The following is a 22,260-nucleotide window of genomic DNA, read 5'->3' on the forward strand; positions in this document are numbered from 1 at the left end:
AAATGGCAAACATTTATCAAAATATCACAGAATTAGTTGGAAGAACGCCAATTGTTAAACTTAATAATATTGTTCCTGAAGGAGCCGCTGAAGTTTATGTCAAGTTAGAAGCCTTCAACCCTGGCTCTTCTGTCAAAGACCGGATTGCTCTCAGTATGATTGAGGCCGCTGAACGCGATGGCCTTATCAAGCCTGGCGATACTATTGTGGAAGCAACCAGCGGAAATACTGGTATTGGTCTTTCATGGGTTGGAGCAGCTAAAGGCTACAAGGTTGTCATTGTGATGCCAGAAACTATGAGTGTGGAGCGCCGCAAGATTATCCAAGCTTATGGAGCGGAGCTAGTTTTGACTCCGGGTAGCGAAGGAATGAAAGGCGCTATTGCCAAGGCAGAAGAAATCGCTAAAGAACGAAATGGCTGGTTGCCACTGCAGTTTAACAATCCGGCTAATCCAGAGGTTCACGAACGAACAACAGGAGCAGAAGTTATCGCTGCTTTCGGTGAAACTGGACTGGACGCTTTTGTCGGTGGTGTCGGAACTGGTGGGACTATCTCTGGTGTCTCTCATGCTCTTAAAAAAGCGAATCCAAATGTCCAAATCTATGCGGTTGAAGCGGATGAATCTGCTATCCTTTCTGGTGAGAAACCAGGTCCTCACAAAATCCAAGGACTTTCAGCTGGCTTCATTCCAGAGACCTTGGATACAGCATCCTATGATGGTATTGTCCGCGTGACTTCTGATCAAGCGCTAGAGTTAGGACGCCATATTGGTGGTCAGGAAGGTTTCCTAGTCGGAATTTCATCTGCTGCGGCTATTTTTGCAGCCATCGAAGTCGCTAAAAAACTAGGAGCTGGTAAGAAAGTCCTTGCCCTAGCACCTGATAATGGTGAACGTTACCTATCTACCGCTCTCTACGAATTTGACGCTTAATCGTGAAAAGAGTTAACAAAATTCCTACCCGTTTGGGTAGGAATTTTTTACTCTTTTTGTTCTTTCAGAAAAGCTTTGGCTTCCCCTATCCAGATTGGCAATTGCTTACCTAAGGGCGCAAATCCAATTTTACAACGATCATTTGAAAAGCGATGTCGTCTCGGTAAACGATGTTTTTCCTCCTCCAAAGTTCGCATCGATAAGCTGGCCTTACCAGAAAACTCATCATAATCTACTACCTGCACAAGAACCTGATCACCAATTTTCAAAATATCGTGAATATTGTCGATATAGCCCGTCCGAATCTCAGAAATATGAATGAGCCCGATCAGACCGCTTTCTAGTTCGACAAAGGCACCGTAGGGCTGAATCCCTGTAATTTTACCCTTTAACTTATCTCCGATTTTCATTAGTCTATAACCTCAATCGTCTCAATAACAACATCCTCAAGCGGTTTATCCATTGAAGCTGTCTCAACTGCTGCGATCTTGTCCAGAACTTCATAAGAAGCCTCATCCACCAGTTGACCAAATACAGTATGTCGGCGATCCAAATGCGGTGTCCCGCCCTTGCTAGCATAAACTTCAGCGATTGGCTTTGGCCATCCTCCCCGAGTCAATTCCTTGGTTGAATAAGGAAGACTGCTATTTTGGACAATAAAGAACTGACTGCCATTGGTATTTGGTCCAGCATTCGCCATTGATAGGGCACCACGAATGTTATAAAGTTCGGGTGAAAACTCATCTTCAAAGCGTTCGCCGTAGATAGACTCTCCGCCCATACCAGTACCTGTCGGATCGCCCCCTTGAATCATAAAATCTTTGATAACTCGATGGAAGATTACTCCGTTATAGTAGCTATCCTTTGATAAGGCGATAAAGTTGGCAACTGTTTTGGGTGCTTGCTCTGGGAAGAGTTGAATCTTCAGTTCACCATGATTTGTCTTGATCTTTGCAATTGGACCTTGAACCTCGTCAAGATGGAGCTGTGGGAAGGTTAATTCTTTCTCCACCATGCCCAATTGTTCCAAGACGTCAAAGATGCCGTCTTCTTCGACCGTTTTTGTGATAAAATCAGCCTTTTTCTGCAATTCCTCATGGGAAACTCCCATAGCAATACTGAGCCCTGCATAGTCAAATAATTCTAAATCATTGAGTCCGTCGCCAAAAACTAAGACATTTTCTGGTTTGAAATCGAGGTGCTCCACGACCTTGGCAACGCCAGCTGCCTTTGAACCTTCTTTCGGTACGACATCCGATGAATACTCATGCCAACGTACCATACGGAGAGACTTGGCCAAATCTTCTGGCAACTGCAAACTGTCACCTACATCCTCAAAAGTCCACATTTGATAGATTTCATGATCTTGGTAAAAATCAGGATTGACAGCCAGATCTGGATAAATGATATCAATTGCTGACGAAATCATCGGATTACGAACAGACAAAGCCGCTTCATGACTACCTACCAAACCGTACTCAATGCCCACTTCCTTGGTCCAGGAAATGTAGGATTCCACGCATTCTTGCGGAACGACCGTTTTAGCAATGACTTCGCCTTTTCTATTTTCAACATAAGCCCCATTCAAGGTAACAAAAAAATCAGGATCCAAGTCACGAATTTCTGGAACAACTCCAAAAATGCCACGACCAGAAGCAATTCCTGTCAGAATTCCCTTTTCTCTCAGTTGCTTAAATACAACTTTGATCGATTCTGGGATGAAGCCCGTTTCCTTGACCCGCAAAGTATCATCGATATCAAAGAAAACAATCTTAATCTTTTTCGCCTTATATTTTAATTTTGCCTTCATATTTTCCTCTTTCAATTTAATCTCTTCTATTATATCATTAAAAATCGTCTTGCGGAACAAGATGATGCTGAAAAGCGTAGACGACTGCCTGGGTTCGATCGCTCACTTCCAGCTTGGATAAAATATTGGACACATGCGTCTTGACCGTTTTCAAGGAAATAAAGAGCTCATCAGCAATCCGCTGGTTTTCATAACCCTTAGCTAGAAGCCCCAAAATATCCCGCTCCCGCGCTGTTAAATCCTCGTAAAGCTCTATATGATTTCGATGGTATTCGACCTTCTTGCTGACTTCTGTTTCAATGGCAAATTCACCCTTTGCAACCTTTCTGACGGCATGGAGAATTTCATCCGCACTAGAAGTCTTCAACATATAGCCACGGGCACCAGCATCCAACACAGGATAGATTTTTTCATTGTCCAGATAGGAAGTCAAGATTAAAATCTTTGCCTCTGGCCATTCTTTCAAGATAGCCAAGGTAGCATCAATGCCGCTCATCTCCGGCATGACGATATCCATCATAATCACATCTGGACGGCCTTCCAGAGCCTTTTCGACACCTTCTCTACCATTGGTAGCTTCTGTTACTTCTTCAATATCGTCCTGTAATTCAAAAAAGCTTTTCAAGCCCAATCTGACCATTTGATGGTCATCCACTAGTAATATTCTCATTCTTTTCCCCTTCTAACAATGGAACACTGATTTCGATAGAAACTCCTTTTTTGGGAGCCGTTAGAATCTTCAAGGTGCCAGCCATATCATGCACTCGATCTTCAATGTTTTTCAAACCATAACTCATGTCAGCCAAGCTAGTCGGATCAAAACCGATTCCGTCATCAGAAACCTTGAGTTTGAGTCTATTTGGCGTCTGATAGAGATAGATGTCCAGACGACTGGCCTGAGCATGGCGCAAGGTATTATTGATTATTTCTTGGATAATCCTAAAAATATGCTCCTCTATCTGCTTGGGCAGGCTGACCACCTCATGCTTAAACTGGACAGTCAAGTCTGACTTATCTGTCAACTCTTTGATTAAGACATTCATGCCCTCTACCAAGGTCCGATTTTCCAACTCTGTCGGACGTAAATGTAAGAGCAAGATCCGCAAGTCTTTTTGCGCTGTCTCTAGAATGTCTGCGATTCCCTTTAACTGCTTCTGGAGATTGTTTTTATCAAGATGCTCCACATTTCCAGCGACACCTGAAAGAATCATATTAGCAGCAAATAGCTCCTGACTGACCGTATCATGCAAATCGCGAGCAATCCGCCTGCGTTCTTTTTCGATAATCTTCTCTTCTGCCTGCAAGGTCTGATTCTCAGATTTCTGCAAATTTTCGGTTAGACTATCCAACTTTTCTTTTAAGCGGATAAGAGAATCGTCCAGTTCTACCTGCCCGGTTTCTTGTATGTCACCGCCTTCTAAAATAGCTTTTAAATTCTTTTGAACTTGAGAAAGAGACAGGTGCTGAAGAAAGCGCGCAGCAGCGGCCAAGAAAATAGTCAGCGCTAAGCCCAGAACCAGAACAAAAAAGGCAAAGGACTGGAGCAGTTCCAGATTATTCAGCAGCTTTTGCCATTCTAAATTAAAAAGATTAAAAATGTAATGAAAGATAATCCCTAAAACGAAGAAGGTATAGAGAAAAATAAGCAAATAACTTGTTTTTTTCACTTTCTAACAACCTCCACATTTCCTAAAAAGCTGACCAAGACAATTTTTACCGTTTTGCTGGCTCGCTTATAATCAGGCGTCGTCAGAGAAATCGTTTCATTGCGTAGCTTGCATGGCGGATGATTTAAAAAATTCAAATCTCCATACAAAGTGTTAATCTGAAGCTGAATTTCTACATCTAAAGGGATGATAATCTTGGTGTCCCCAAAGCCCTTACGAATCACAATCACATTATCATGATTAACCACAATGACATCCTCTAAATGAATGGTATCCTTTCCCATCATTCTCAAGAGATTGATGTCATGAAACTGGCAGTCATCCTTTGAGAAATGCTGCAAATCCCCCAACCAACGATTTTTTTCAGCCCGAACTTCGGTCGCATCTTCAAAGAAAAGATGGGTTTCTTGATTTTCTTTATAAAGATAAGGATAGGCCACAATCATGCCGTAAATCAAGGCGAAGAGGACAGCGGCAATAACAAAAGGATTGAGCATGATAATGAAAAAGAAGACAATCATGGTCGCAACCAATAGCGAATTGCCTCTCTGCTTGCCGAAATAATAATATAAAAACAAGAGAAAGAGTAGCATGATGAGAACAACACGCGAAAAATCGGCAGCCAGCATGGTAACCAGCGCCATTGATAATAGAATCGCTTCAACAAAGATGAATAATTGAACTTTCCACATAGCTATTCCCTTCCTTACATGTCTATTGTAACAAAATTAAGCAAAAAAACCTCCGTCTGAGGCATGAAATAGCAAGATTATCCTATCTTAACCAGCTGAACTTCTTGGTGCTAGACTTCTCTACTCTTTTCCTCTAAAAAGCAAAAAATCACTTCAAATGCTGTTTAAGCAAAACAAACATCTAAAGCGATTTTTAACTTTATTTCTATTGTTTAGATAAACTTAGAAATGGACTTGAGCTTCCAAGCCAAAATGGTCACTAACGACTGGACCACGTTTCCCATCAAAAACAACAGCAGATCTTTCAATATTGAAATCTTTACTTGTAAAAATATAATCAATTTTTAGAGCATCTTTGTTTCCTGCCCAACCAGCAATATCGCCTTCAACCGTCGCTGTACCAATCGTTTGGTCAGCCACCTTATGGCTGTCCTGAAGAACAAGCGGGCTTTGAAGAATGTGCTGGTAACCCTCGTAATCAACGGGATTGTTAAAATCTCCCATGAGGACAAGAGGAGTCTCAACTTGCAAGAGCTCAGATTCAAATTTCGCCCACTCTCCTTGGAAGCCTTTATCCCACCAAGATAAGTGACAAGAAGCAACCGTGATAGGCTGACCATTGAGCTCCGTTTCTGCCAGCAAGACTTTACGTGTATGGTAGTCACTTGGATCATTGATATCAGACACCAAGAGTTCTCTTGCCTTCAGGGGTTTTCTAGACAGGATTGCGACCCCTTCATTGTAAATATCAAACCCAATATGATTATAAGCCCAAGACCAGTAATAGTCCAGACCTGCCTCAGCTAGTTTCTCAACCAGACGCAGGGCATAGTGGTCCTGGTGAATCGGAATGGCGCCATCTACCGCATAATAGAAGGGAGCCTGAACAACCTGTTCAGACTCCACTAATTGATTAACTTCCTGCAGGCAAATGACATCATATTTTTCTTGGAGAATCCGCTCAGCTAGCTGATTTAGCTTGCTTTCTTGTTCTTCTTCCATCCAACTATGAGTATTTAAAGTCAGGAATTTTGCCATGATTTCTCTTTTCTATCTTACAATTCTACTTTAGCCACAACTGTCTTAGCAGCGACTTTACCGAATTTTTCAACTGCTACTGATTTGATTGCTGGAGCATTTGTGAAAACAACGATAGTGGTTGTTTCACGACCAGCTTCTTTAATAGCCGCCAAATCTGCTGTTACCAATAGATCACCTGCAGCAACGGTTTGTCCTTCTGCTACATGTACTTCAAAAGGTTTGCCTTCAAGGCTAACAGTATCCAAACCGATATGAACAAGAACTTCAAGACCAGCTTCAGTCAAAAGACCAAGAGCATGTTTTGTAGGGAAGACGCTTGTCACTTTACCAGCTACTGGAGAATAGATCTTGCCATTTGCTGGTTCAACCGCAAATCCGTCACCCATCATTTTTTGTGAGAAGACTGGATCTTTCACATCTTCCAACTTGACCACTTCACCATCAGCAACGGTTTCAATTGCTTCTGTCACACCTTTGTAGCTAACTGCTGCAGCTGCAGACTCAGCTTTTTGGCTTGGTAGAGTTTCAGGAATTACTTCTCCTGAATCCAACAAGTCTTGGATATCAGATTTAAGAACGTCAGCTTTTGGTCCGTAGATTGCTTGAACACCTTGGCCTTTCATAACCAAGCCCATAGCGCCTTCAGCTTTCCACTGCTCTGCTGTTCCAACTTTTTCAGCATCTTTGACAGTTACACGCAGACGAGTCATACATGCATCTACATCAACGATATTAGCACGACCACCTAGAAGATTGATAACATTAACGGCTTGAGAAGCTGCAGCAACTTTACCATTACCAGATTCTGATGAAGAAGCTTCATCTGAACCTTCTGCTGTTTCATAGTTACCGTTGCGTCCTGGAGTTGCATAGTTGAATTTCTTGATCATGAAGTTAGAAATGAAGTACATGATCACTGCAAAGAGAACTGTAACCCAGATAAAGTTGATGACATCCATACCCAAACCAGCATTGATTGCCATTGGAGTACGAGTCAAGAATTCGATTGATCCGAATGAGTGTACACGAAGGTTGACGATATCTGCCATTGCAAATGCAGCACCTTGTACAAAAGCATAGATGATATACAACGGTGTTGCAACAAACATGAACATGTACTCGATTGGTTCAGTAACCCCTGTCAAGAAGGTTGCCAAAGCAGTCGCAATCATCATACCTTTGTATTTGTGTTTCTTGTCAGCATCTACATTGCGGTAAATAGCTGCAGCAACACCCATAAGGATACCAAATGAACCGATCATTTGTCCAACTTTGAAGCGAGCTGGATGGAATGTGTCAAGCAAATATTGGTACTTAGTAGGATCAGCTGTCTTAGTACCAACCAAGTCAGTTGCCCAAGCCAACCAAAGTGGATCTTGTCCAAATACTTGAGTTCCTTTAGCAGCACCAGTCAATACTTCATAAGTTCCCCCAAGTTGAGTATAGTTCATTGGGATAGTCAACATGTGGTGCAAACCAAATGGAAGCAAGAGACGTTCTAAAGTACCGTAGATGAATGGTGCTAGGATTGGTGCAGTATCTTGTGAATTTGCAATCCAAACACCGAAGTTGTTAATACCTGATTGAACAACTGGCCATACGAATGACAAAACAATTGCTACGATTGCTGAACGCAAGATAACAACGAATGGTACAAAACGCTTACCATTAAAGAATGACAAAGCATCTGGCAATTTACGGAAGTTGTAGTATTTGTTATAAGCTGTTGCTCCGACAAAACCTGCGATGATTCCGACGAAAACTCCCATATTCAAAGCAGGAGACTCAAGAACACTGATAAAGTAATCAGAAACCTTGATGCTTCCTCCTAAGAAAGTGCTAACCACTGCTTTAGAATCTTTCAGCATATCGCTTGATACACCAAACATAACCCCAGTGATACGGTTAATCAAAATGAAGGATAGACCTGCCGCAAAGGCACCACCAGCACGTTCTTTCGCCCAGCTACCTCCAATAGCAAGAGCAAAGAGGATATGCAGGTTACCGATAACCCCCCAACCAATTTGTTCTAAAACGCCACCAGTAGTCACTAGAAAACCTAGCTCAGGATTGATCATCGGAATTGACTTACCAATACTGATCATCAAACCTGCTGCGGGCATAACCGCAACAACCACCATCAAAGCTTTACCGAATTTTTGCCAAAATTCAAAGCTAAAAATGTTTTTGAATGAATCTTTCATCATCCAGACCTCCTTATATTTTCACAAACCACCCCTTGATGAAATCGTTTGCATTGAATAATACTATTATACCACTATTTTTAATTTTGTAAAGGCTTTTATAAAAATTATTTTGGGACTTTTTCCTATATTTAGTGGAATAATATATAGAATAAGGTAAAATTTTAGTATGCAAGCGATTGCGTATATTCCCATAAATTTACTGAAATAACAATAAAAAAAGCCGAGAAACATTCAATTCCATGTTTCTACAGCTTCTTTTTTATTTATATTCTTTTTTATAGCGGTCAGCTTCTGCCTGATTAGCCCAGACATAGTGACCAGGACGGATCTCAACCATGCTAGGTTGATCCACTGAGTAGTCATGCTGCTCTGGATCGTAAACCTTTAAGACCTTTTTGCGCTCCAAAATTGGGTCTGGAATCGGCACAGCAGACAAAAGGGACTGCGTATAAGGGTGGATAGGGTTGTTAAACAACTCTTCTGTCTCTGCCACCTCAACGATAACCCCTTTATAGATAACAGCGATTCGATCTGAAATAAAGCGAACTACAGAAAGATCGTGAGCGATAAAGAGATAGGTCAAACCAAGTTCTTTTTGGAATTTTTTCAAAAGATTCAAGACTTGCGCACGGACGGAAACATCCAAGGCAGAGATTGGCTCATCCGCAATGACGAAATCTGGCTCCATGACTAAGGCACGAGCAATCCCAATCCGCTGGCGTTGACCACCAGAAAATTCGTGAGGATAGCGTGTCAAATGCTCAGCTAAAAGACCAACTTCACGAATGATATTCTTAACCTTTTGCTGACGGTCTTCTTCATTTTCAAAAAGATGATAGTTATAAAGACCTTCTGAAATGATATAGTCAACCGTCGCACGCTCATTCAAGCTGGCAGCTGGATCTTGGAAAATCATTTGAATCTTACGGATCAATTCAGCTTCCTCAGATTTAGATTGCTTCCCGTTGATCTTTTTCCCTTCGTATAAAATCTCACCTGCACTAGTATCGTTCAAGCCGATGATAGCACGGCCGATGGTTGTCTTACCAGAACCAGATTCACCTACTAGGGAAAAAGTTTCTCCTTTATTGATAAAGAAATTTGCATTTTTTACAGCTACAAATTTCTTACTTCCTTCGCCGAAGGAAATTTCTAAATCTTTAATTTCAACTAATTTTTCAGTCATTTCCTTCCTCCTAAGCTTCTAAGTGATTGAAGCCCATTTTTGAACGAATTTTATCATGAAGGTTTTCGATAATAGCTGGCTTCTCAACCCTTGGTGCATCTTCGTGCAAGAGCCAGGTCTTAGCCCAGTGCGTATCGGAAACCTGAAAGGCAGGAGCTTTTTCTTCGAAATCAATAGCCATTGCATAGTCCGAACGAAGTGCAAAAGCATCCCCTTTAATGCTAGTGTATAGTGATGGTGGTGTACCTGGAATCGAGTAAAGTTCACCATTTGCTTCAGCTAACTGAGGCAAGCTAGACAGCAGGCTCCATGTATATGGATGTTTTGGATCGTAGAAGATTTCTTCAACCGTTCCATATTCAACGATTTCACCAGCATACATAACCGCTACTTTATCAGCAATACTTGCTACAACACCAAGGTCGTGGGTGATAAAGACAGTCGTAAAATGGTATTCTGCCTGCAATGACTTGAGCAAGTCAATAATTTGGGCTTGAATCGTCACATCGAGGGCTGTTGTTGGCTCATCACAGATCAGAATATCTGGACGACAAGCCAAGGCGATCGCGATAACAATCCGTTGGCGCATCCCACCAGAATATTGGAAGGGATACTCTTCAAAACGTTTTTCAGCGTCTGGAATTCCAACTTTTGTCATGTAGTCGATTGCCATTTCTTTGGCTTCTTTGCTTGTTTTTCCTTGGTGTTTGATGATAACTTCGGTAATTTGACTTCCGATTGTATTAATAGGATCTAGACTAGTCATGGGATCTTGGAAAATAGTCGCAATTTTAGCACCACGGATGGGTTCCCAGTCTTTGTTGCTCTTTAGGGCCGTCAAATCAGTTCCTCGGTAATCAATCGTTCCTTGCGCTACACGGCCATTTTCTTCCAACATTCCAGTAAATGTTTTTGTCAAAACAGATTTACCAGAGCCAGATTCTCCAACCAGAGCTAGAACTTCACCTTCAACTAGGTCAAGGGAAACGCCTCGAATGGCGGTCAATACTCTGTCACGAACGTCAAATTCCACGACAATATCGCGAGCAGTCAATATTACATTTTTATTTTTTGTCATATTTACTCCTATCTATGTGTCCGTGGATCACTTGCATCGGCTAAGTTTTGACCAACTACGAAGAAGGACAGGGATACCAAGATCAGGGTTGTCAATGGAATCCAGAAAAGGTAAGCGTTGGTTGTTACGTTTTGTGAATAGTCGGAAATCAAGCGTCCCAAACTTGGTACTGTTACAGGAAGACCAAGTCCAAAGAAGGAAAGGAAGGCCTCGTAAGAGATAAAGTTTGGAAGCATTTGAGAAGTTGTCGTCACGATAACAGATACCAACTGGGGCATGATATTCTTGGTCACAATCTTATATGTCGGTGTTCCCAAGGTACGCGATGCCAAGTTATACTCCAAATCACGGTAACGCATAATTTGAATACGGATCGTATACGCAATTCCTACCCAGCCAGTGATGGTCATGGCAAAGATCAAGTTCCAGAAACCAGCACCGATAGAATAAGTCAAGACAATGACAATCAAGAGTGCTGGAATATTTGAAATGACATTGTAGACTTCCATCATGATCCGGTCAACTGCTTTGGAAATTCCCCAGATAGCACCAATAATGATTCCGATAATCAGGTTAATAAGTGTTGCAATAATGGAAATCAGGATAGAATTCCGAGCACCAAACCAAACACCGTCAAACAAAGATTTACCATTACTGTCTGTACCAAACCAGTGTTCAGCGTTTGGTTTGATATAACGCATACTAAAGTCATTTACCTTGCTGACATCATTGAAATCGAAATTCGAGAACATTGGATAAATGAAACTCATCAAAACGATGGCAACCAGAATTCCTAACATGATCGTCGTTGATTTCTTTTTCAAGAACTGACGCATAACGGAGCGCCAGTATGAATAAGCTGGAGCATCAATCGTTTCAGAGGCAAAATCGTCACGTTTGACAAATTGGAATTTACTTTTATCAATTGTAGCCATTATTTACCTCCTTTAGATGTTAATTTAATACGTGGGTCAAGCATTGTCATCAAGATATCACCAACTAAGAGGGCAAAAATTGAAAGACAGGTGAAAATGAATACAAGACCAACCACCATTGAGTTATTCGACGCCTTAACAGAATCAATCAGCATTTTACCCATACCAGGAAAGGCGAAGACAGTTTCAGTCAGAGTCGCACCTGCAATAACACCAACGATAGAAGCTGGAATACTAGACACCAATGGCACCATCGCATTTTTGAAAATGTGCTTGTTCGAAATTTCTTTCTCAGAAAGACCTTTGGCACGGGCAAAGCGAACAAAGTCTTGGGACTGCAAGTCAATCATATAACGACGAATCCAGACAGCTGTCACAGGTGCGCTCAGAAGTCCAAGAATCAAGGATGGCAGAACATAGGAACGCCAGTCGCCTGCTCCCAAAATTGGGAAGGAATCTGGAAGTCCAATAGCTGAACCAGCCAAACGAACAATATAAACAAGAGCGATGGTTGGCAGTGACATCATGAAGGTCAAGGCACCTGTTGAAATACTATCAAACCATGTATTTTTCAAACGAGCCATATAAGAACCAAGCGGAACAGCAATCAAATAAGAAAGCGCCACACCAATCAGACCAATAATAGATGAGCTGACAATCATCGATGGGTTTTGATAGTTATTCTTGGTTGCAGTGTAAGCATCTCCCTTGCCATATTTAGCAATATCCTGAGAGTCTGCCTTACTTGGAGTCTTGTAGGTACGAGAGTAAATATCTACAGCAGAAGTTTTCTTACCTGTTGGGAATTGAACTTCTGATGATTTTGTTTGACCTTGTCCTTGGGAAATAACTTGCAATACAGGCGTATTCGCATAAGTAGGATAAGAATTTCCTAAGTTCAAACTAACAAAGTTTTGATGAACAAATGGGAATTGGCCATTAAAATATAGAAGATATTTATGACGAGTACCAGAACCTACGACTGACCAACCAATGGCTGGGTCATTTTCGATACGGATGTAGCGCTTAAGATTTGGATTTTCCTCATCTTGAATCACATTTGGATGATCAATCTGAATCAGATTAGCATAGAACTCAAGTACACGCTCGTAAACTGGAACTTCACGAACAGCATAGAATTCTTTGCTTTCTTTGAATTGATACAATTTCCAACCTTTGCCAAGTTTTTCAACGTAGGCTTCGTAGATTTTTTTATTCTCATCGGTTGCCTCAGTGGTTACAGATTTATTTTCCTTCTTGGCTTTTTCCTGCAACTCTTTTGTATCATAATAATCAATATAACCCATCCGCTCATAGACTGTATTTTCATAGTTTGTCTTTTTATCTTCGGTTGTGGCTATCTTATTGTAGTTCGGGTCTTGTTTGAAAATCAATCTTCTCGGAACCATTGTATAAATAATGGTATAGGTCAAGGTCGTTACCAAGAAAATCGACACAATTGAGCGTAAAATACGCATAAAAATGTATTTCTTCATTTATCGTTTCCTTTAAATTTCAAAAGAACTTTCTCTCGTTATTAGAGAAAGTTCTAGTGAACGATTTATTCTACATGACTTTCGAGATCTTTTTGTGCTTTCGCATTTGACTCTTCTTTTTCTTTCAGCCATTTCTTACGAGCTGCTTCGTAGTCTTTCTTCGTTACTACGTCATTTGTAACTTTAAGACGTTTGAAGTAAGTAGAACTTGTCTTATTACCAGTTTGAGCATAAGCGCCTGAGAATGGCTCGATACGTGAGATAAATGGTGCTGCACCAGGATTTGCCATCAATGGAACAACAAGAGAGTTGTCTGTCAACCAAGCCTGAGCTGCTGCATATTTTTCGTAGCGAGTAACAATATCTGAAGTTTCCTTACCAGCTTCATTTACCAAGCGGTCAAATTCATCTAAACCAACTTGCTTAGCGGCTGCATTGTCTACTCCCTCAAAACCAAGGTAAGTCTTTGTAGTTTTAGTTGATGTAGTTTTCAAAATATCCAAATAAGTTGATGGATCTTGATAGTCAGGGTTCCAACCAACAGCTGTTGAGATATCCCAGTCTTCGCCAGCAGCATTTGGTGCATAGTAAGTAATGTTGTAAAGATCATCTTCTGACATTTGTTGAATATCTACAACAACATTCTCAGTTCCCAAAGTCTTTTCAACAGATTGCTTAAGCGATTGTGCGCGGTTAACCATTGGCTTAGAAGTCTGAGCAACTGGGAGATCCAGATGGATTGGGAATTCCACTCCGTCAGCTTGTAGAGCTGCTTTTGCTTTGGCAAACTCTGCTTTTGCTTTCTCAGCATTAAAGAGGCCATCTTGACCGTCCTCAAGTTTAACACCTTTCCATTCGTCACCCAATGCAGCAACTTTCTCTTCTACAACGTCACCAAAAGATTTATCGCCAACTTGAACAAATGAAGGTGGTACATAAGTATTACGGACAGCGTAAGGAGCACCCTCTTTACCATTGATCTGTGCTGAGTATGATGTGCGGTCAATAGCAAAGTTCAAGGCTTGACGGAAGTCTTTGTTAAGAATCGCTTTCTTAGTAGCAGACTTCTGAGCATCTGTTGTTTTGCTTGTATGGTTGTAACTTTGACGATCAATATTGACACCCATAACAGCTACACCAGCACTTGGCGGTGTGAAAAAGATATTATCCTTGAAGTCTTTTTCTACTCCAGCATAGTTTGAGCTTGTAGGGTAGAGACGAGCTACTGTGTAGGCGCCATCTTTAAAGTTACGAGCAAGGGCATCTTGGTCTTGTCCATCAAAGTAAGACAACTTGATAGTATCGACATGAACATTTTCCTTATCCCAGTAGTTTTCATTCTTTTGATACTCAACAGCAGACTTAGCAGTGATAGACTTCATCAAGAATGGTCCATTGTAAAGGATAGAAGATGGGTCAGTAGATTGACCAAATTTGTCCCCTTGTTTCTTAAGGAATTCAGCATTAACTGGCCAAAGAACTTGTGAAGTTGTCTTTGAATTCCACTGTGGTTCAGGTTGGTTCAAAGTATATTGGAGAGTGTGGTCGTCAACTGCCTTAACTCCAACAGTAGAGAAGTCAGGTGTTTTACCATTTACGTAGTCATCCAAGCCTTTTACAGATTGTTGCACAAGATAAAGGGCTTCAGATTTCTTATCAGCAGCATGCTTGAGGCCAGTCACAAAGTCCTGAGCTGTCACATTCCCGTATTCTTCACCTTCTGAAGAGTACCATTTAGCGTCTTTACGGATTTTATAGGTATAAGTCAAACCATCTTTAGAAACAGTCCAAGACTCTGCAATAGACGGTACAAAATTACCATATTGGTCATTTTCCAACAAACCGTCCACACCGTTAGTCACGAGGTCAGATGTTGAAGCCTTACCAGACGTCACATAGTCCAATGTTTCTGGTTCAGCAGTATAGACATAATTATAAGCTTTTGCTGCGCTGTTTCCTTTTGATGAACCAGAACAAGCAGCTAAAACGCCTACTGAAAGAAGGCTAACTCCAGCTAAAGCTAATACTTTGCTTTTTTTCATACGAATTCTCCAATTTTGTTTTTTAGGTTTACTTAGGATTATAGCACAAGAAAGGAAAAAAGTAAACTAAATTTTCTGAATATTATGGTAGCCATGCAATGACTCTACTCTATTAATCGTGTTCATGTTCCACTGCTATCCTAAGAAAAACTTAGCAAGTCTAAAGACTTATTCAATAGAAGGGTAGTATAGTCCGGATCATCCTTGAGTTCTTTGATGGAACTTTGAACCAACTCCAAATCATCTGTAATCATCCCATCCACTCCTAAGCGAAAGGATTTGACGATACTATCCTCATCATTAATGGTCCAGTCATAGAGACGTTTGTCGGATTGCCAGAGTTTATTGACAAAATTTTCATCCAAGGTTGAATACTCCATGGTGTAGCCAGAAGCCTTGGTTCGTGGAAAGATTGTATTATAAGGCAGGATAAAAAAGCTGGGGATAGAAGAATCATATTTGACTACCTGATCGATAACTTGGTAGTCCAAAGACTGAATCTGGTGTTGATAAACCTTGATTTTGGCACCATACTTACTCAAAAATCGCTCCATCATATCCTTGGAGTCTTTCTTGCTAGTCTTAATTTCTATCAAGAGGCGCTGGCCGAGTTGATTGGCTCGTGTAAAGTAATCGTCAAAACTAGAAATCTTAGCTCGATAGCCATTTTCTGAAATCTCTAGCGAAGTCAACTCAGCCAAGGTTAAGTCTTGAGGTTGGGCATCAAGGCCTGCCAACTGCTTCAGGTTTGCATCATGCATCATGACAAATTGCCCATCCTTAGTTTCCTGCACATCCATTTCTACCAAGTCAGGCTTGAGCAAGGCTGTTTTTTCCAGCGCTTCTACGGTATTTTGGATTCCATTTTCCCTCGAAACCCCTCTATGGGAAATCGTAATCGGAATGTTCTCCAAAGGGAAATTTAGATAGACATAGCCTTCTAATGCAAAGCTTAAACTGGCAATAGTCAGAACAAACCAACGCATTAGAGATAGGCCTCTTTTCGTTGGATAGTCATTTAAGGTACGATCTGTCAGGAAGGAGACAAATTTGAGAAGGAAATAGGACAACATAGCATAGTAGGCAAACTTAATCAGGACAAAAGCTACAATACCGCTAAAGAGGACAACCTCATTTGGTTGAGTGTTCGCGTATCGCTGTCCCAGTATAGCTGGAGCTGAGAGAAAAGTATAAAGCAGAAAGCTTTTGATAATAATCCAAAAAAGATGCCTAGTGTAAAAGAAAAGGCGGTTCTTGGTCTTGGCCAGACTAAAGCGAATTGCCTGAGGAACTGTGGCGTGCTCAAAAAAGAGCTGTGGTAGGGCAAACATTAGTCGTACTGCCACTAGAAGCATGCCGACCACAAGAAGTCCCATGAAAACAGCGAGCACAATATTATTTGCCAAATAGGTGACAATAAAATCTGGAACCAAAATTTTATTGAGATAGTATATTTTCAAAATTTGGCGCAAGAAGGGAAAAAGAAAGCCCATATAAAGTACGATAAAGAGCATTTTCCCTGGGCCAGCCTTCTTGACAATGGCAGAACTGTCCCTAAATGTTTTTCCAAGAAAAGCGAATACTGGTCGGTTTTCTTTATCCAAGAGATTGCGAATCCCCATGAAAATCATGCCGCTCTGGAAATAGGCTACAAAGAGATTGACCACAATGAGGACTAGAAAACCTAGACCGACCAGCCAATTAGAGCTGAGGACTGCCCAGACATTGTTGTAAGACAAAAAAAGATAGCCTGTCTGTTTGAGTAGGTATTCTGCTGCGTAAGAATTAAAGGGGATCCATGCATACTCCATCATCATAAAGACCATGAAAAAGAGAACTAGGATCTTGTCTAAATTATGATAAAAGCGCTTAAAGCTAAGTTTTTCTGGTTTCATCTTATTTTCTTCTTTCAGAAATTTGGGCGAAACAGGGGCAGTCAAGTTACAGTGGCTACAGTGAGTCCGCTCCTGTTATTGCCATCTTGGCACCACCCCTTCTTTGAAAAATAAATCTCAGCTTTTCAACTGAGATTTTCTTTCTTATTTACCAAATAAACGGGCGAAAAATCCTTTGTTTTCCTGCTTTTGCACCTTCTCCTTGGCTTCATCCAGCTCCAAAAGAAGGGTTTCCCGCTCGCTCATAGCCTTGGCTGTCAACTGCTGCTGCTGGTCCAGCTGCTTATCTTTTTCAGCAATCTGCACGTCCTTGACACGGAGTTGTTCGTCTTTCTTAGCCAGCTGGTTATCTTTCGCCTTGAGTTGCTCATAAAGGCGCAAAATCTCAGCATTTTTTTCATCCACTAAGATTTCCATCAACTCGCGCTGTTTGACTTCTTCGCTGACTGGCTCATCTTCAAAAATGGTCTTTTTATAAATTTCTTCTAGCTTAATCAGGCCACTGCGGGTCACGACTGTGACCCCTTTTTCATTTTTTTCTGTATCTTCTGGCGGCAGAGCCTTGACACGATTATTGATTGCCTGACGGCTGACTCCTAAAATCTCGGCCAGCTCGCTGACTGTCTTTTCAATTGCCATAATTTCCTCTGAAACTTTTTCTAGATATGGTTACCTAAATCTTATCATATCAAGGCTTAACTGTCAAATAAAGCAAAAAAGTGAAGCAATATATTGCTCCACTTTCCTGGTTTTCTATAGTTCAACTTGAAAGATTTCCAAGCTCTGCATTTCTTCTTCTGTCAAGCGCCGCCATTGGCCCAGTTCCAGACTTGGATCAAGCTGGAGAGGTCCCATAGACAAGCGCTGAAGATCGGTGACTTCCTTCTCACAAGCTAGAACCATACGCTTCACCTGATGAAACTTGCCTTCTGAGAGCGTGATACGAACCAGACTGGTCTGCGCTCCTTCATCTCTTTCGATAATTTCGAGCTGGGCAGGCTGACAAGTGAAGTCTTTAAGCTCGATTCCTTGGGCAAAACGCTCAACATCTGCCTGATCTATCAGACCAGCAACCTGAGCTTGATAAACCTTAGCCACATGGCGCTTGGGAGACAGCATAGCGTGCGATAGCTGACCATTATTGGTCAAAAGCAGAAGCCCATGCGTATCCACATCTAACCGCCCCACAGGAAAGACTTCTTTTTGACGGGCAGTATCGTCTAATAAATCTAAAACGGTTTTATGGCGGTCATCTTCAGTGGCAGAAATGACACCCTTGGGTTTGTTCAAGAGGTAGTAGACAAATTTTTCATAAACTAGAGTCTGACCATCCACCACAATCTGATCCGACCGTTCATCAATCTGAGTCTTGGCTGACGTGACTGCTGTCCCGTTGACCCATACTTGACCTTTCTTCAATAGTTGTTTGACTTGACTGCGCGAGCCAAGTCCACTTTCCACTAGAAACTTATCCAGACGCATATTCTTCTCCTAAGCAAACTTTTTCTTGAGAATGCCGAATGCCAGCACTGCCATTAAAACCATCAGACTTCCCAAAACGCCAAAGATAAAGGAAGCTTGGCTTGAAAATTGACTAATCAATGACAAAAAGAAAGTTGTAGCGGTAGCTCCAGCACTACAACCTAAAATCACAATCGAAGTCGCTTGATTCAGGGATTTGCTAGGGATTCTCTCTGAAAGAATATGAAAAATCGCTGTCAGACTGACACTATAAACAAAGCCAGAAGCGATGGTCACCACACTCAAGAGCAAGAGATTGGGTGCCAAACCAATCATGATCGAAGCAAGACCAAAGACCACTCCCGCAACCGTCAATAAATTTTCCTTGAAATAATGAAGAAGAGGGGCAAAGGACAAGCCTGCGGCAATACCAATCAACTGCATGGTTGAAAGAATCAAACCTGCCGTCTGAACACTACCCATACCAGACTTTTCAACCAGTCCGGGCACGCGCACGTTGATGACAACATTCGTCAAGACAATCATCGCTGCTACCAGGGCTAGGCCGATTGTCAGAAACCACTGTGCAGCTGTCAAGCCCTTTCCTTCCTGATGAGTCTCATGATGCTTCTCCTCCTTGCCATAAGGCACAAAGAGCAGATAGAGGGCTAGAACAATCAAACCCGAAGCATAGACCAAAAAAGAAATTTCCCAGCCAAAGCGAAGCAACTGGCTCACTCCAAGCGTCAAGAGAGCCGTCCCGACAACTTCAGCTGATCCACGCAGACCAAGAGTCTGAATGCGTTCCTTGCCCTCATAACGTTCGCTGATAATTGAAATGGCTTTGGCATTAAGCAAACCAACTCCCATACCAAAGATCAGACGCGAGGCAAAAATCACCCAGTAGGCCTTATTCACAAGAGGAACAAAGCCGCAAAGAGCGAAAATCAAGAGCCCCGTCACAATCATCTTTCGTTCCGATAAATATTTCTCCACCAAACCATTTAAGATTAGCATGAGCATAATCCCAGCCGATGGCAAAGAAACCAGCAGTTCTATCCAGCTTTCCGGCAAGACTTTATAAAAAGCAAACATGGCCGACTGGGCACTGGAAATCGAAAAGGAGGTCGTCAACACCAAAGAAAGTGAGAGAATACTCACTTTTTCCATAAACTTTTTCATTCTATTTTCCTTTAAAAATCACACTCATTCTATCATACAGTTTTTTAGAAAAAGACGCAATCATCTTTTCTTAAAAAAATCAGCCATTAAAGAGTACATTCTTTCGAAAAATTTCTCCTCTGACAAAAGAACAAGCCCTTTCTTTATTTCTGGCGGGATTTGTGTTATGATGAAGGGAAGAAAAAGGAGAGAATCATGTCTGTTATTGAAAAAAAATCGGTTATGGATAAATTAACCAAGGCAGCTCATTTGATTGATATGAGCGATATTATTCGCGAGGGAAATCCTACCTTGCGTGCGGTGGCTGAGGAAGTCAGCTTTCCCTTATCTGATCAGGAAATCATTTTAGGTGAGAAAATGATGCAGTTTTTGAAACATTCTCAAGATCCTGTCATGGCGGAAAAAATGGGTCTCCGTGGCGGAGTCGGTCTAGCAGCGCCTCAGCTGGATATTTCTAAGCGAATCATCGCTGTGCTGGTGCCAAATCTGGAGGACGAAGAAGGAAATCCTCCTAAAGAAGCCTACTCACTGGCTCAGGTCATGTACAATCCTAAAGTTGTTGCCCACTCTGTGCAAGATGCAGCTCTGGCTGACGGCGAGGGTTGCCTTTCCGTCGACCGCGAAGTACCAGGCTATGTCGTGCGTCATGCACGGGTGACCGTGGATTACTTTGACAAGGACGGTCAAAAACACCGCATCAAACTCAAAGGCTACAATTCTATCGTGATTCAACACGAGATTGACCATATCAACGGCATTATGTTCTACGACCGCATCAACGAAAAAGATCCATTTGCAGTGAAAGACGGCATGTTGGTACTGGAATAAACAGATCGTATATTGTAATCAAAAATACCTAGACGTTTTCGCGTCTAGGTATTTCTTTTACACTATTCTAAGTGCCTCGATCCCAGAAAAGAGCCAAAAGGATCACAGCGCCCAAGACTGAGGGAAGAATAGCTGTGTCCGCTAACATCGGTCCCCAGTGGCCAAAAAGCAATTGCCCAAGCCATGAACCAAACCAGCCCAAGAGGATTTTTCCGATACAGCCCATACGTTCCCCGCGGCTGGTAATAGCCCCAGCCATGAGACCAATAATAAAACCGACAAACATACTACCAATCATATAGGATCCTTCTTTCTATGTTTCTAAGAATACTTTTCGAGAAGCAGGTGGGAGCTGTCAGATTAAAAGTGCCCGTCAAAACAACTTAAAATCTTAGATTGCCCAGTCTCCATTTCTGAAGATAGGAACTCGTGTTCCATCCTCACGGATACCATCTATATCCATTTGATTAGAGCCAATCATAAAGTCCACGTGAACATCTGAACGGTTGAGGCCCGCAGCTTCAAGCTCTTCTTCGCTCATCTCTGCCCCACCAACAACGCTAGTCGCATAAGCTGCACCGATAGCCAAGTGGTTTGAAGCATTCTCATCGAAAAGGGTGTTGAAGAAGGTAATGCCTGACTGAGAAATTGGACTTGGATCTGGTACCAAGGCACATTCCCCCAAGGCACGCGCGCCAGCGTTTTCAAAGACAAGGTCTTTCATGACCTGATCACCCTTCTCGGCTGAAATATCCACGATTTGTCCATCCTTAAAGGTTACCTTAATGCCTTCGATGATATTTCCGTTATAGCTAAGCGGTTTTGTAGAAGTGACATAGCCATCTGCACGACGGAAGTCAGGAGCCGTAAAGACTTCTTCTGTTGGCATATTTGGCAAGAATCCTTCACCCTGTGCGTTGATGGCACCAGCTGATTCCCAGACGTGGTTCTTAGGCAAGCCAAGTGTCAAATCAGTCCCTGGTGCTGTATAGTGAAGGGCTGAGAATTGTTCTTTATTGAGCATTTCTGCCTTGCTCTTGAGGATGGCTGCATGTTCTTCCCAAGCTTTAACAGGATCTTCTTCGTAGACACGGCAAGTTTTGAAGATTTGGTCCCAAAGGAGATCAACTGCTTCTTCATCGCTTGTAGCATTTGGAAAGACTTTCTTAGCCCACTCAAGTCCAGCTGCTGCTGCGACCGTCCAACTGACTTTATTTGATTGCGTTGCGATACGCATTGGCTTCATCGCAAGTCCCATAGCTTTGGCAGAAGCTGAAAGCTTGTCCGCATCCACTCCGTTCAAGGCACCTGGGTCAGATGAGCGAACCCCAAGACGGCTAGCTTTCTTTTCGAGGAGATAGTTCATCTCCGCAATCTTGTATTCTGGCACATTGTCCAGACGCTCCATTGGCGCGTGGAGGAATTTCTCACGGTTGATCACATCATCGGTCCACTGAACGATAACCTCATGCGCACCCAAGGCATAGGCTTCTTTCACGATCAAATGCGCCAACTCACGTTGCTCCACATCGATTGAGAGAGCTAAAGTATGACCAGGTTGCACGTTGATTCCATTTGCAACCAATAGTTTAGCGTATTTTTCTAAGTTTTCTTTAAAATTTGGCAGAACCATGCTGCTTCTCCTTTTCTTTCGTTATTTCTCTTTAAACAGGGACAGCAGGCTAACCGCTGCCACCGTACCGCAAATCAAAGCGGTCATTTTCAAAATCGTATCTGGATCAAGATCCAGCTGGTAATCAAATACTTTTTGCGCAGGCTTATCCTGAGCGGAAATGGTCAATTTCATA

The 22,260-nt window shown here is 42.0% G+C and carries 21 protein-coding genes; 2 read left to right on the forward strand and 19 right to left on the reverse strand.

Annotated elements, in window-relative coordinates:
- The first annotated feature begins 2 nt into the window (after positions 1-2).
- On the forward strand, positions 3-932 hold the full coding sequence (gene cysK, locus D8872_RS05760) for a cysteine synthase A (RefSeq protein ID WP_125390264.1): 930 nt from the start codon (positions 3-5) through the stop codon (positions 930-932).
- Positions 933-979: 47 nt separating this feature from the next.
- Here the strand turns inward: cysK and D8872_RS05765 are convergent, their stop codons facing one another.
- From D8872_RS05765 to D8872_RS05840, 16 genes are all read right to left on the reverse strand, one after another.
- Positions 980-1,342 carry a S1 RNA-binding domain-containing protein gene (locus D8872_RS05765; protein WP_125390265.1) on the reverse strand — a complete coding sequence of 121 codons (363 nt, stop codon included), beginning with the start codon at positions 1,340-1,342 and terminating at the stop codon, positions 980-982.
- Positions 1,342-2,742, reverse strand: a complete 1,401-nt coding sequence (locus tag D8872_RS05770; RefSeq protein WP_125390266.1) for a bifunctional Cof-type HAD-IIB family hydrolase/peptidylprolyl isomerase — start codon at positions 2,740-2,742, stop codon at positions 1,342-1,344. Before D8872_RS05770 ends, D8872_RS05765 begins: the two co-directional genes overlap by 1 nt.
- A 37-nt stretch (positions 2,743-2,779) precedes the next feature.
- Positions 2,780-3,412 (reverse strand): response regulator transcription factor, encoded by a 633-nt coding sequence (locus D8872_RS05775; RefSeq protein ID WP_125372414.1) that lies wholly within the window; start codon positions 3,410-3,412, stop codon positions 2,780-2,782.
- Positions 3,390-4,409: an envelope stress sensor histidine kinase LiaS gene (locus D8872_RS05780; protein WP_125390267.1), complete on the reverse strand. Its 1,020-nt coding sequence runs from the start codon at positions 4,407-4,409 to the stop codon at positions 3,390-3,392. The genes D8872_RS05775 and D8872_RS05780 overlap by 23 nt, the downstream gene beginning before the upstream one ends.
- Positions 4,406-5,101 carry a cell wall-active antibiotics response protein LiaF gene (liaF, locus tag D8872_RS05785; protein ID WP_125390268.1) on the reverse strand — a complete coding sequence of 232 codons (696 nt, stop codon included), beginning with the start codon at positions 5,099-5,101 and terminating at the stop codon, positions 4,406-4,408. Before liaF ends, D8872_RS05780 begins: the two co-directional genes overlap by 4 nt.
- A gap of 222 nt (positions 5,102-5,323) precedes the next feature.
- The gene (locus tag D8872_RS05790; RefSeq protein ID WP_125390269.1) at positions 5,324-6,139 is read right to left on the reverse strand and encodes an endonuclease/exonuclease/phosphatase family protein; all 816 of its coding nucleotides are present in this window, start codon (positions 6,137-6,139) and stop codon (positions 5,324-5,326) included.
- A 17-nt stretch (positions 6,140-6,156) separates the two neighbouring features.
- Positions 6,157-8,349, reverse strand: a complete 2,193-nt coding sequence (locus D8872_RS05795; RefSeq protein WP_125372146.1) for a PTS transporter subunit IIBC — start codon at positions 8,347-8,349, stop codon at positions 6,157-6,159.
- 259 nt (positions 8,350-8,608) lie between these two features.
- Positions 8,609-9,535, reverse strand: a complete 927-nt coding sequence (locus D8872_RS05800; protein WP_125390270.1) for an ATP-binding cassette domain-containing protein — start codon at positions 9,533-9,535, stop codon at positions 8,609-8,611.
- Positions 9,536-9,545: 10 nt separating this feature from the next.
- Positions 9,546-10,613, reverse strand: a complete 1,068-nt coding sequence (locus D8872_RS05805; RefSeq protein ID WP_005591881.1) for an ABC transporter ATP-binding protein — start codon at positions 10,611-10,613, stop codon at positions 9,546-9,548.
- A gap of 8 nt (positions 10,614-10,621) precedes the next feature.
- On the reverse strand, positions 10,622-11,548 hold the full coding sequence (gene oppC, locus D8872_RS05810; RefSeq protein ID WP_062122697.1) for an oligopeptide ABC transporter permease OppC: 927 nt from the start codon (positions 11,546-11,548) through the stop codon (positions 10,622-10,624).
- Positions 11,548-13,044: an ABC transporter permease gene (locus tag D8872_RS05815; protein ID WP_045500889.1), complete on the reverse strand. Its 1,497-nt coding sequence runs from the start codon at positions 13,042-13,044 to the stop codon at positions 11,548-11,550. The genes oppC and D8872_RS05815 overlap by 1 nt, the downstream gene beginning before the upstream one ends.
- Before the next feature lie 65 nt (positions 13,045-13,109).
- Positions 13,110-15,086, reverse strand: a complete 1,977-nt coding sequence (locus D8872_RS05820) for a peptide ABC transporter substrate-binding protein (RefSeq protein WP_125390271.1) — start codon at positions 15,084-15,086, stop codon at positions 13,110-13,112.
- Positions 15,087-15,226: 140 nt separating this feature from the next.
- Positions 15,227-16,981, reverse strand: coding sequence for a glycerophosphodiester phosphodiesterase (locus D8872_RS05825; protein WP_125390272.1), 1,755 nt, complete (start codon positions 16,979-16,981; stop codon positions 15,227-15,229).
- A gap of 144 nt (positions 16,982-17,125) precedes the next feature.
- Positions 17,126-17,620, reverse strand: coding sequence for a DUF536 domain-containing protein (locus D8872_RS05830; RefSeq protein WP_005591876.1), 495 nt, complete (start codon positions 17,618-17,620; stop codon positions 17,126-17,128).
- Between the two features lie 114 nt (positions 17,621-17,734).
- A complete protein-coding gene (locus D8872_RS05835; protein WP_125390273.1) occupies positions 17,735-18,463 on the reverse strand; it encodes a pseudouridine synthase in 729 nt (242 codons plus the stop codon).
- Positions 18,464-18,472: 9 nt separating this feature from the next.
- Positions 18,473-19,624, reverse strand: a complete 1,152-nt coding sequence (locus D8872_RS05840) for an MFS transporter (RefSeq protein ID WP_125390274.1) — start codon at positions 19,622-19,624, stop codon at positions 18,473-18,475.
- A gap of 195 nt (positions 19,625-19,819) precedes the next feature.
- Between D8872_RS05840 and def the strand changes: the two genes are divergently transcribed.
- Positions 19,820-20,452 carry a peptide deformylase gene (gene def, locus D8872_RS05845; protein WP_125390275.1) on the forward strand — a complete coding sequence of 211 codons (633 nt, stop codon included), beginning with the start codon at positions 19,820-19,822 and terminating at the stop codon, positions 20,450-20,452.
- Between the two features lie 67 nt (positions 20,453-20,519).
- Here def and D8872_RS05850 read toward each other — a convergent pair whose 3' ends face one another.
- The 3 genes from D8872_RS05850 to D8872_RS10835 all read right to left on the reverse strand — a co-directional run bounded on the left by D8872_RS05850 (position 20,520) and on the right by D8872_RS10835 (position 22,259).
- Positions 20,520-20,750, reverse strand: a complete 231-nt coding sequence (locus D8872_RS05850; protein WP_005591872.1) for a GlsB/YeaQ/YmgE family stress response membrane protein — start codon at positions 20,748-20,750, stop codon at positions 20,520-20,522.
- Positions 20,751-20,843: 93 nt separating this feature from the next.
- Positions 20,844-22,085 (reverse strand): aminopeptidase, encoded by a 1,242-nt coding sequence (locus tag D8872_RS05855; RefSeq protein ID WP_125390276.1) that lies wholly within the window; start codon positions 22,083-22,085, stop codon positions 20,844-20,846.
- Between the two features lie 21 nt (positions 22,086-22,106).
- Positions 22,107-22,259: a hypothetical protein gene (locus D8872_RS10835; protein WP_000778898.1), complete on the reverse strand. Its 153-nt coding sequence runs from the start codon at positions 22,257-22,259 to the stop codon at positions 22,107-22,109.
- Position 22,260 lies beyond the last annotated feature (1 nt).

Source organism: Streptococcus cristatus (genome assembly GCF_003943815.1).
GTDB classification, from domain to species: Bacteria; Bacillota; Bacilli; order Lactobacillales; family Streptococcaceae; genus Streptococcus; species Streptococcus cristatus_F.